Origin of the sequence: Novosphingobium nitrogenifigens DSM 19370, from assembly GCF_000192575.1 — a bacterium.
Taxonomy (GTDB): domain Bacteria; phylum Pseudomonadota; class Alphaproteobacteria; order Sphingomonadales; family Sphingomonadaceae; genus Novosphingobium; species Novosphingobium nitrogenifigens.
Genome location: NZ_GL876955.1, coordinates 1 through 640 on the forward strand (window position 1 = coordinate 1; position 640 = coordinate 640).

Genomic DNA, 640 nt, shown 5'->3' on the forward strand with positions numbered 1-640 from the left:
AGATGCCCGCCGCGACTGGCAGGCGCTGGGCGGCATCGCGCTCGATATCCAGCCTCTCTCCAAGATCAAGCCAGAGGCCAGGATCAGGCAGGCTGATGGCATCCTCTTCGCCTCCTATGCCACGTTGCGCAGCGGCACCGGCGAGAAGACACGCCTCCAGCAATTGCTGGAATGGCTGACGCCAGATTTCGACGGTGTGATCCTGTTCGACGAGGCTCATGCGATGGGTGGGGTCGCTGGCGGTGAAGGCCGGTTCGGTGCTACCAAAGGCTCGCAGCAAGGCATCGTCGGTGTCGAATTGCAGAACCGGCTGCCGCGCGCCCGCGTGATCTACGCTTCGGCCACAGGGGCCTCGGACGTGAATAATCTTGCCTATGCCACGCGACTTGGCCTGTGGGGTGAAGGCACGGCCTTTCCAGACCGTAGCTCGTTCATCGCCCGCATTCGCGAAGGCGGCATCGCCGCGATGGAATTGGTCGCCCGTGAATTGAAGGCAATGGGCGTCTATACGGCGCGCGCCCTTTCCTACGCTGGCGTCGAATACGACATCCTCGAACACGCGCTGACCCCGCGTCAGATCGCGGATTTCGATGCCTATGCTGATGCCTGGGCCATCTTATGCGCAGCTGCGCATAAGATC

General features: G+C 62.3%; 1 protein-coding gene. It reads left to right on the top strand.

Annotation, left to right across the window (positions count from 1 at the left end; genetic code table 11):
• On the top strand, positions 1-640 hold a 640-nt coding region (locus tag Y88_RS18730; RefSeq protein ID WP_040702717.1), incomplete at both ends, for a strawberry notch family protein.